The sequence below is a fragment of the Rheinheimera sp. SA_1 genome (assembly GCF_001669775.1).
Lineage (GTDB): Bacteria > Pseudomonadota > Gammaproteobacteria > Enterobacterales > Alteromonadaceae > Pararheinheimera.
In genome coordinates this window covers 179,221-190,517 of the sequence record NZ_LXWK01000020.1, presented here as the reverse complement: position 1 = coordinate 190,517, position 11,297 = coordinate 179,221, and the positions used below count along the sequence as shown (strand labels likewise).

General features: G+C 50.0%; 7 protein-coding genes. 2 read left to right on the top strand and 5 right to left on the bottom strand.

What is annotated here, in order from left to right:
- Nucleotides 1-88: integrase core domain-containing protein (locus A5320_RS22070; RefSeq protein WP_147291831.1), on the top strand; the 88-nt coding region annotated here is incomplete at its 5' end.
- Nucleotides 89-322: 234 nt separating this feature from the next.
- Here the strand turns inward: A5320_RS22070 and xylA are convergent.
- Both xylA and xylB read right to left on the bottom strand, forming a co-directional pair.
- Nucleotides 323-1,642, bottom strand: coding sequence for a xylose isomerase (gene xylA / locus A5320_RS20560; protein ID WP_068069665.1), 1,320 nt, complete (start codon nucleotides 1,640-1,642; stop codon nucleotides 323-325).
- Nucleotides 1,643-1,764: 122 nt separating this feature from the next.
- Nucleotides 1,765-3,243, bottom strand: a complete 1,479-nt coding sequence (xylB, locus tag A5320_RS20555) for a xylulokinase (RefSeq protein ID WP_068069663.1) — start codon at nucleotides 3,241-3,243, stop codon at nucleotides 1,765-1,767.
- A 376-nt stretch (nucleotides 3,244-3,619) separates the two neighbouring features.
- Between xylB and A5320_RS20545 the strand changes: the two genes are divergently transcribed.
- Nucleotides 3,620-4,816: a XylR family transcriptional regulator gene (locus tag A5320_RS20545; RefSeq protein WP_068069659.1), complete on the top strand. Its 1,197-nt coding sequence runs from the start codon at nucleotides 3,620-3,622 to the stop codon at nucleotides 4,814-4,816.
- Between the two features lie 89 nt (nucleotides 4,817-4,905).
- On the opposite strand, the gene A5320_RS20540 is transcribed toward A5320_RS20545, so the two are convergent.
- The 3 genes from A5320_RS20540 to A5320_RS20530 form a co-directional block, all read right to left on the bottom strand.
- On the bottom strand, nucleotides 4,906-7,026 hold the full coding sequence (locus A5320_RS20540) for a hypothetical protein (RefSeq protein WP_068069658.1): 2,121 nt from the start codon (nucleotides 7,024-7,026) through the stop codon (nucleotides 4,906-4,908).
- 211 nt (nucleotides 7,027-7,237) lie between these two features.
- Nucleotides 7,238-8,839, bottom strand: coding sequence for an HD domain-containing phosphohydrolase (locus A5320_RS20535; protein ID WP_231916798.1), 1,602 nt, complete (start codon nucleotides 8,837-8,839; stop codon nucleotides 7,238-7,240).
- A 245-nt stretch (nucleotides 8,840-9,084) separates the two neighbouring features.
- Nucleotides 9,085-11,196, bottom strand: coding sequence for a prolyl oligopeptidase family serine peptidase (locus tag A5320_RS20530; RefSeq protein ID WP_068069655.1), 2,112 nt, complete (start codon nucleotides 11,194-11,196; stop codon nucleotides 9,085-9,087).
- Between the last annotated feature and the right edge of the window lie 101 nt (nucleotides 11,197-11,297).

Below are 11,297 nucleotides of genomic sequence, written 5' to 3'. Positions count from 1 at the left end.
GGACTATGCCACAAAATGGTTATGGTTTTACAATCATGAACGACCGCACAAAGCCAATGGCGGAAAGCCGCCATTGATGGCTGCATAAACTCTACTTTTAACTTCGGTTAAAAATGGGAGGATTACCAAACCGGTGGTAACTTAGGGTGATTTTTTACATTAATCAAATTATTAAAATCTTAAAGAGCGTGTTTCATCAATTTGGTACGGGTAACCTCCACCAGCGTATTTTTAACTGAAGCCCATAAAAAAGCCCGGCAAGCCGGGCAACACAGGACAACGGGAGCGTAAAAAATCTTTAGGGACGCACTTAACCTTATCGTTAACGGAACAGCACCAGATTGACCTGATTTTCCAGCAGTTCCTGGCGGCCACTGACTGGTTTTGGACTGAATTGCTCGCGCTCAACTAATGCTGCCAGCGATTGCAATGAATGTTCACCACTTTGAATCGCCTGACCGAGTTTGTTGCTCCAGCCGGCGTAGCGTTTGGCAACTGCTGCGCCAAGGAAGTCTTTTTCCACCAACAAGGCTGCGCGTTTGAGCGCCATCGCTAAGTGATCCATGCCGCCGATATGACCGTGGAATAAGTCGTTACGGTCGACACTTTGGCGGCGTAATTTGGCGTCGAAATTGTAGCCACCAGTCGAAAAACCACCGGCTTTCAGGATCTCGTACATCACCAAACTTAACTCTTCCACGCTATTCGGGAATTGGTCGGTATCCCAGCCGTTTTGCGCGTCGCCGCGGTTGGCGTCGATGCTGCCAAAAATGCCCAGCGAAATGGCAGTCGCCACTTCATGGTGGAACGAGTGACCAGCCAAAGTAGCGTGGTTAGCTTCGATATTGACCCGGAATTCGTTTTCCAGGCCAAATTGTTTCAGGAAACCGTACACAGTGGCCGAGTCATAATCGTATTGATGTTTGGTTGGCTCTTGTGGTTTTGGCTCAATTAACAAGGCGCCTTTGAAGCCGATTTTATGCTTGTGTTCGACCACCATTTGCATAAACCGACCCAGCTGCGCCCGCTCCTGCCGTAAGTCGGTATTGAGCAGTGACTCGTAACCTTCACGACCGCCCCACAACACGTAATTCTCGCCGCCGAGTTTTTTAGTGGCGTTCATGGCGTGGAAAACCTGCGTCACGCCGTAGCTGAATACTTCCGGATCCGGGTTGGTCGCTGCACCTGCCGCATACCGTGGATTGCTGAATAAATTGGCAGTGCCCCACAGTAATTTAACGCCGGTTTCGGCTTGTTTTTGTTCCAGCACATCCACCATCGCCGCGAAGTTGTTGATGTATTCTTTAATGCTGTTGCCTTCCGGCGCGACATCGATGTCGTGGAAACAATAATACGGAATGGTCAGTTTGCTAAAGAATTCAAAAGCGACATCGGCTTTGTGTTTGGCTTGCGTCATCGCATCGCCCGCTTCCAGCCATGGCCGGTTAAAGGTTGGCTGACCAAACACGTCCTGGCCGTTCCAACAGAAGTTATGCCAGTAACAAGCCGCCATCCGCAGATGTTCGGCCATGGTTTTTCCGAGAATTTTTTCCTGTGCGTTGTAATGCTTAAACGCCAGCGGATTGCTGCTGTCGGCGCCTTCAAATGCGATTTTACTAACTTGATCAAAATACTGAGCCACACTGCTCTCCTTTTACCTGCGAATACCTACGACTGCTGTGGTAATCATGTTGGGCATTGCTGGCTTTAAGCACAATTATGTTTTTTCAGAGCAACCTTGTGCTTTTCGTCAGCTCCGGTTCTTTAAGCAGCAGGAAAATGCGGCTCTAGCGCCAAATAAAGGGTTTTGAAGCGTTGATAGCGTGTAGCGAGCATGGCGTGGCGCTGTGGATCGGGCTGATGTTGGCTCACGACAGGCGGCGGCGGGCAAATCTCAGCAAGCGGCGTTTGTGGCTCTATCGCCAAACGCGCCAGCCGTGCAGCGCCCAGCGCAGGTCCTACTTCGCCGCCTTCGCGGAAAGTTAAAGTCAGATCCAGCACATCGGCTAGCAATTGCCGCCAATACGGGCTTCTGGCACCACCGCCAATCAGGTTGATTTCGGTTGGCAATAAACCGGAAGCATGCAAGGCTTCAGCGCCTTGCGCCAGTGCAAAACTGACGCCTTCCAGCACTGAATAGGTCAGCACTGGTCGATTGCTGTCATGCGTTAACCCAAACCAAACACCTTGGGCATTGGGGTTGTTATGCGGCGTGCGTTCGCCGGATAAATAGGGTAAAAACAGCGGCGCATTGGCCAGATCAATGCTGTTGTCGGCACTGCTTGCTTCAAGTTCTGCCAGCAGATCCGCGACTTTTTGATGCGCCAGACTCTCGGCATACCATTGCAAACAGCTGGCTGCGCTTAACGTCACCGCCATTAAATGCCAGGTGCCTGGCAAGGCATGACAAAAACTGTGCACCGCCGATTGTGGGTTGGCTTTAAAACCGTCGCTGACCGCAAAATACACACCGGAAGTACCCAGTGACAACATCGCCTGACCCGGCTGAACGATGCCGGCACCAACAGCGCCTGCGGCATTGTCTCCGCCACCGGCAATGATCGGCAGCTGGCTTGGCAAGCCCCAGCGGCTGGCTAATTCTGGCAATAGCAACCCAGTGATTTGATTACCTTCATACAGTTTTGGCATCTGTGACCGGCTTAAACCACAAGCCGCTAGCATTTTGTCGCTCCAGTCGCGCTTGGCAACGTCCAGCCATAAAGTTCCGGCCGAATCAGAAAGGTCCGACGCAAAATCGCCACTTAAGCAAAAACGTAAATAATCTTTGGGTAAAAGCACTTTAGCGACCCGGGTAAAGTTGGCCGGTTCCTGTTGTTGTAACCAGAGTAATTTAGGCGCAGTAAAACCCGGCATCGCGAGATTACCGGTAATTTCCGGCAATTCTGGCACTGCGGCAGTCAATTGCTGACACTGCAAAAACGAGCGTCCGTCATTCCATAAAATGGCTGGCCGAATCACCTGATTGGCGGCATCAAGCAAAGTGGCACCGTGCATCTGACCGGCCAAACCTATAGCCAACACGCCTTGCAGCGATTGACGTTGACTGAGCTCATCCAAACATTGCTGTAAACCTTGCCACCAATGCTGCGGATTTTGTTCCGACCATAACGCCGAAGGTCGGCTGACGATGAGCTCAGCAGCAGCGCTGTCGAGGACCTTGCCATCCTGTCCTAACACTATGACTTTGATGCCCGAAGTTCCTAAATCTATACCTAAATACATAATGCGCCAGCGCTCTGAAGGGTAAAAAGTGGCTCAATCTTTGGTGAGCAAGGGGTTAGCAGCAATTACGAAAATTCATAATTCTGTGCTGTTTTATGTTTTCTGGTATCCGAAATTTCTCGCGCGGTCTAAGATGGAATTGATTAAAAAAAGGGCTATTGCTGATTGGGGTGTGTTTATTGAGCGCCTGGATCATCAAAAGACCCATACAATAAAAATAATAAACCCAAAATCATTGGTGTAGCAGGTTGGCCACGGTGGACGCCGCGGCAAATACGTGACCCCCTCACGAGCATAGTGAACTATGCGTTTGGAGTGAGTGAACACGGCAACCCCCTGCAACTTCAAGGATGAAGGGTAAACACAGGGTGACGACATGTTTAAGGCAAAACACAGCATAACGCTGCTCTTTAACGCAAATAAAGTTTATGACCGACAGGTCATTGAAGGCATTGGTCATTATCTGCAGTCTTCCAAAGTCGACTGGGACTTGTATCTGGAAGAAGATTTGTTATGTCGGCTGGAACATATTCATGAATGGGGCGGCGACGGCATTATCGCCGACTTCGACGATATGAATATCCAGCGGGCACTGGCCGGTTCGAATAAACCGGTGGTCGGCGTTGGTGGCTCGTACACCAAAGCTGAAGATTATCCGGCGGTGCCTTATGTGGCGACCGATAACTTCGCGCTGGTGCAGGCCGCTTATGAACATCTGAAACGTAAAGGGCTGGATCGGTTTGCCTTTTACAGCGTGCCAAGCGACGAGCAACATCGTTGGGCCAGCGAGCGCGAAAGTGCCGTGCGCAAATTAACAGCACAAGACGGTTACGACTGTCAGGTTTATCAAGGGCATTGTACAAGACCAGAAACCTGGCAATATGCGATGAACCGGTTAACTGACTGGATCCAAAGCCTGCCCAAACCCATTGGCATTATTGCCGTCACTGATTCCCGTGCCCGCCACTTGCTACAAGCTTGTGAACATGTGGGTATTGTGGTGCCGGATAATATCGCCATTATCGGCATCGACGATGATGACATTGCCCGCTATCTAAGCCGCATCAGCTTAAGTTCGGTGACCCAGGGCTGTTTCGAAATGGGTTATAAAGCGGCCAAACTGCTGCATATGCAACTGAACAATATTGATGTTGGCAATAAACGTATTCTGGTGCCGCCGGTTGGCGTGGCATCGCGCCAGTCCACCGACTTTAAAGCCTTGCGCGACCCTTATGTGATCCAGGCGATGCACTACATTCGCCGCAACGCTTCACGCGGCGCCAAGGTCGAACAGGTCACTGATTTTGTGGGGATTTCACGTTCGAACCTTGAACAAAGATTTCGCGCCGAACGGGGCCATTCCATTCACACCGAACTGCATAATCAAAAACTGGTACGCGCCTGTAAGATGTTGGTCGACACGCAGGTGAACCCAACGGAAATTGCCAATATCTGTGGTTATCCATCACTGCAATATATGTATGCCGTGTTTAAACGCCATTTTGGTCAAACCCCCAAAGAATACCGCGAGGGTCGCGGCACGGTTTTTAACCAGGTAGCGATGAACGAATAGTTTCCGTTCCAACAATCCGGCGTACTGCCGCAGCCGCGGCGAGTACGCCTACACAAATAACTTATTTTCGATAACTTACTTTCAATAACTTATAGCCACTGCGCCAATAGACCCTGACGCCATAACACCCATGCGGTCACCACAATCACCAGCAAAATCAAACATAAACCGGCATTACTTTTTTCTTCATAAGGGTCGGTTAAAGTCCGTTTTGAGCCTTTTGGCAATATCGCCAATGCCGTCAATTTGGTACCAAATTTAATACTGAGTTTGGCATTGGTATTAATGGCCCAGCCGTTGGCATCCAATAGCGGTGCCAGGTTGCGCGCCCTAAGTTTAAACCAGGCCATCAACATCGAAGGTCCGGAAATAAAGAACACAAGACCGACCAGAACCAGCGGCATTTGCCACCAGACCAGTCCAAGGAAACCGGTAATGACTGCAGCCAACGCGGTGCCGATGGCACCGATGGCTAAGCCAATAGCGGCGAAAATACCGGCAAACTTTGCCACATCAAAGGGAGCTGGTGCCGCAGGTTTGACGGCTGGGGTTTCGGCAATTTTTGCCGCGTCACCAACACCGGCGGCACTTTTGGCTTCAAGGTCTTTATCTTTGGCTGCGGCAAATTTCTGGATTTGATCGGAAATCATCCGGCCTATCCGCTGATAAGGCGTGAAAAAAGCTTCGCGGATACTGATTGGGTTGGCAACAATCTGGGTCACAGTGGCGTCCCAGTCTTGCCCTGCCGGATCGTAAAATACCCCGTTGCGGCCGACCATCAAATTTCCGGCATCGCCAGCGGTCATCGACGCCACAATTGACTTTTTCTCACCCGTCGCACTTCGCACACAATCAACATACAACAAATAAATGCCACTTAAACCGGCCAGTTTAGCGTGTTTGGCGGCGTCATTGACGTTCAGGCATAAATCGCAGCTACGCCCATCCAGATACAAGCGGCCATTTTGAAAAATGGCTGGTTTTTCCAGACTGTAGAAAATCTCGAAGTTAACAAAATTGCGCAGTAAATCCCGCAAATACCGTTGATAACGAATTAGTTTGTCGACATCCAGTACCGACTCCGCTTCAGCCTGCTGCGAAATATCCTGCGCCATTAACGCATATGCTTGCTGCAAAGTGTCTTCATGCAGGCAGGCAGCCAGAATTTCCGGCTCCAGCGTACTGGCTTTGGTGGCCGGTTGCGCCGCTTTCCAGTCGGCGTAAGGCTGCAGCACGTCTTTTAACTGTTGCCAGTCTTTGGCGTTGATACTGGTTTTTGCAGGCCAAATGGCTGCGGCAAGTTCTGCCAGACGGCCTAACACCTTGGCCCAATGTGGGTGCACGCCTTTCTCTAAAGGCAAAGTGCCCTCTGCGCTAATGTGCGCCAGCGGCAAATAACTGGTGTCTAAAGTGGCTTGTGACAATAACTGCCGTGACAAGGCAGCATAATCTTCAACTGCGCCATTGAGCGGTACCGCGGCGCTGGCGTCGTATGCAGCCAGCTGGCAACGGGTGAAATAATCGGTGACTTTGGCGTCGAGTGCGCTCAGCAGTTGAAAGGCTTCCTCGGTGCCAGCGCCGAGTACAGTGCTGATGCCGGAACCACTTTGCTGCCAGTCGGCAAAGGCTTTGCCATCGGCGACAAACAGCTCCAGCTGCTCTTGATTGATCCCTGGAGCACCGCTGCGATCAACACTGGAAATTTCCAGCGTTAATAAAGTCGTGATCAGTTGTTTCAGTTCAGCACTACTGGCTAATTCTTCAGTGATAATGCCATCACCATTCAGCTGATTTGCCGGGAAAATCTGCGCCATATCAGCAGTATCGGTCACTGTTAATGCGCTGGCGCCGGCTTTGCCGAGATTCTGTAAAATGCGTTTGGCGGATGCCAGCAGCTTTTGCCCATCTGCCGTACTGGTGTTAATGGCGCTTAATGGCAGTTCTTCTCCACTGAGCAGTACTTGCGGTTGTTGCAGCGCCGACAAGGCCCAGGCCACCGCTGTTTTCACTTCATCAATCCGCACCCGGCCATCGCTGTCGGTATCGAGGTAACTCATGGTACGGGCATCAAATTCCAGCCCTTTGACCGGGCAACTCAGCGCTGCCCACAGTTTTGGATCAAGCTGGTTTAAATGTTGCCAGTCTTCAATTTTATCAAGCCGGACCTGATCAAAACCGCCGGAACGAAAAAAGCGCCATTGGTGTGCCATGTAATTTTCCTTATTTCCAAAGCTAGAGCGAAGTGCTGAGTGTATTGATGTCCGAGGCGATTATAAATGTGGGCAGAGCACAACGCTGCTGCCAAAATGCCACAAATGATAGGCTGCTAATATTTCATGCTTTGTGGCAGCCAGCAAGTTGTAAGCAGCTGCATTTGCTCAGTTATATTGTATCTGCTGTTGCAAATCCAAAGACAGCAAATTATTGCCAGCCTGGGATGGTGTTGAAGTCGACGTCATCGATTTGCTCCGGCCCCAGGAATTCTTCGGCAAATTGCAGATAGACTTTTTTGTCGATAAACACCCGGAATAAATCGACATCAATATGCTGATCCTGCGCCATAAAACCCAAAATCCGCAGCGATTCGGATAAGGTTTTGGCTTTTTTGTAGGGTCGATCGTTGGCCGTCAGTGCTTCAAAAATATCGGCAATCGCCATAATGCGTGCCTGCACCGACATCTGCTCTTTTTTCAGGCCGCGTGGATAACCGGTGCCGTCCATTTTTTCATGGTGACCACCGGCATATTCCGGCACATTGCGCAGATGTTTGGGGAACGGCAGCGACTCCAGCATATCGATAGTGACTTCAATATGACGGTTGATAATGCGGCGCTCTTCATTATTCAGTGTGCCGCGCTCAACACACATATTGGTGACTTCATCAGCCGTCAGCACTGATTGTGTCACACCGCCGATGCTGATTTGATATCGTTCAGCAATCTCACGCACCCGTTTTTGCAATTCCCACGACATAAATTCGCCACCGATATTGCTGCTGCGCAAAAAACTCAGGTCTAGCCGAAGTTGTTCTAATTGTTGCGCTTTGCTGGTCGCGTCAAGCTGTGAATTTAATTCGATGTCCCGCGAGGCAATTTCAAACCGAGCCGCCACCAAGGCAATATTGTCGTGTAACCCATGTAGTTTGGTGGCTTTATCCATCACATATTCCGGCGTGGCAATTTTGCCACAATCATGCAGCCAGCCCGCGACTGATAATTCGTGCACATCGGCCGGTGTCATCACAAATCCGGCCATGGGCCCTTCGTCGGTTGCACTGCAGGCTTCGGCCAGCATCATGGTGAGCGCAGGCACCCGTCGGCAGTGACCGCCGGTATAAGGTGACTTTTCATCAATGGCCTGGGCCAATAACCGTGACAGTGCTTCAAATAAATTTTCCAGATCGCGTACCAACTGCTTGTTGGTGATCACCATCGCCGCCAAAGACGCCAGCGCCAGCACTTGGCGCTGTACTTCAGCTGGAAATGGCTGTGGCTGCCCAACATCATTCAGGCAGTTAATCAGCTGCAGCACGCCGGTGACGTCCGCTTGATGATCTAACAGGGGGACTGTCAGCATTGATTGGGTGCGATAACCCATTTGCTGGTCAAAATCGCGGGCTTTTTGCTGATTGACCAAAGCGCTCTGATACACGTCATCAATCACAATAGGTTGTTGCTGATTGGCGGCAATTGCCACCACCGCACTGTCGTTTGGTTTGCCATCGATAAGAAGAGGAATCGGCGCTTGTTGTGGACTTTCGCCGGAAGTACCGCCCTGATGTAAACCCAGGCGATGGTTAATTAAAGTAGCGAATTCCAGTTGCTGACCGTTGCAACGATAAATGGTGCCGCCTTCGGCTTTACTGATTTGCTGGGCACTTTGCAGAATTTGTTCTAATAACTGGGTTTGATCAGTCTGCCGCGCCAGCGCCAAACCGATAGTGACGAAATGTTCTAGTTGCCCGATATTCTGTTCCGTACTTTGGCCATTACTTTGATCAGTACTTTGTTCAATCGTTGCCACGTTCTGCCACCCCAAACCGACAATTTAGCTATGGCTTTGAGTATAGTCAGAGTTTTTTGATCGGGTATTTCTATGAGTAAGCTGCTGAATTTTTAATGTTTATCAGAAACGACAAGCGAAGGATTCAAAGCGGCGTAGACATCGATGCTTGTTGATGCCGGATCAAATAACCGGTTTGGCTATGGTCACATAACAAGAGTGAGCACCCTGCCGTCTTGCAAAGTGCTCACGATAACGACTACTGCTTATTGCAGTTGTTGCCACAAATAGCTGTATTCCAGCGCCGACATCCGTGCAGACTGTTTATTGTCCGCAGCTCCGGCATGGCCGCCTTCGATATTTTCGAAATACAGCACCGGGTGTTTCTGTTCTAACATTCTGGCCACCATTTTCCGGGCATGGGCCGGGTGAACCCGGTCATCACGGGTTGAGGTGTAGAAAAACGCTGTTGGATATTTCACACCAGCTTTGACATTGTGGTACGGCGAATAAGTTTTAATCACCTTCCAGTCTTCCGCTTTAGTAGGATCACCATATTCGGCCATCCAGGATGCACCGGCCAGCAGTGTATGGTAACGCTGCATATCGAGTAGCGGTACCTGGCTGATGACAGCGCCATACAATTCAGGTCTGAGTACCATCGAAGCACCGGTCAATAAACCGCCATTGGAACCGCCTTTAATCCCTAAGTGTTTGGGAGAGGTGATATTACGGGCAATCAAATCTTCAGCGATGGCGGCAAAGTCTTCATACGACTTCATTTTCTGATGTAGCTGGGCTGCCTGGTGCCAGGCCGGGCCATACTCGCCACCACCGCGAATGTTCGACAGCACATAAACACCACCTTCCATTAACCAGCTGCGGCCAATGCTGGCAGAATAACCTGGGGTCATCGGCACATTAAAACCGCCATAGCCGTACAGCAAAGTCGGATTTTTACCATTGAGTTTCAGATCTTTTGCCATCACCACAAAATACGGAACCAGAGTGCCGTCTTTGGATTTGGCTTTAAATTGTTCAACCTTAAATTTGCTTTCGTCAAACCAGCTTGGCGCCTGACGCAGTGGTGTCGATTTACCGGTCGCACTATCGCTGGCCAGTAACGACATCGGCGTCAGGAAACCATTCACTACATAGTGGAACAGATTGTCGGTTTCTTCGGTGTTAAACACGCTGATATTGGCGTTGTCAGCCAATTTCAAATCAGTGCTGAGCCAGTTGTTGTCTTGATAACTCAGTTTCAGCACCCGGGTTTTGACATCGTCCAGCACCGTCACCAACACATGGTCTTTGGTTCTGCTGACACGCTGAATACTCATGGTCGCTGTTGGTTCTAACAGCAATGTCACAACCGGCTTTCCCGCGACGATATCGCTGATCGGCATAGCCACTAACGAACCTTGTTTTAATTGATGCTCAGGCCAGTCTTGTTTTAACTTCAGCAAAATTTGACCGGAAATCATGCCACTGAAATCTGCACTGTCAGGTTTTGGAATGGCGATTAGTTTTTCACCCTGACGTAACCAGGCTTTATTGGTGTAGAAACTGGTCGATTCATAAACAAAATCATGGGAGCCATCAACACCAAAACTACGATAAGCACCGATGCTGACCGAGGTTGCTGCACCATCATACAAAGTTACTGCGGCTGAAAGCGCAGTGCCACGTTGCCAGATCTTCACTGTTTTCGGATAGCCGGAAGCGGTCATACTGCCAGTGCCAAAATCAGTACCAACGTAAACGCTGTTTTGGTCAATCCAACTAATACTGCTTTTGGCTTCAGGCAGCGAAAACCCATCTTTGACAAAACTACCAGTGGTGATATCAAATTCACGTACGACTGTTGCATCCGCGCCACCGCGGGATAAATTCACCAGGCAGCGTTTATATTCCGGATAAAGACAGTTCATGCCTTTATAAACCCAGTTTTCGTTTTCGGTTTTGGCTAACGCATCAATATCCAGCACCGTTTCCCAGACCGGTTTGCCGCTGGCATAACTTTCTGCGGTGGTGCGGCGGTAAATACCGCGCTGATGTTTCGCATCACGCCAAAAGTTGTAGAGATGTTTGCCCTGACGGCTTGGAAAATCGATGTTATTGGGGGAGTCCATCACTTCCAGCGTTTGTTGATAAAATTGCTGGTATTTTGGGTAAGATTCGAGCTGTTTGGTCGACACTGCATTTTGTTGCGTAACCCAGTCCATTGCTGGTTTGCTATCGACTTCTTCCAGCCACAAGTACGGGTCTGCAGTCTGCGATGCAGTTGCCGTACTGGTTGCTGCAGGAGCGGTGTTGGCCTGAGCGGAATGGACCAAGCCGGTACTCAACAGCGCTAGGGTGACCAAAGCAATCCTCATCTTGTATTCCTTTTTAGTTAATTTAGTTGCATCGATGTAACCATGCCAGCCAAGCTGCAACTTGCAAAGTCTGATGCGACCAATGGCTGAATTTTGCTGCA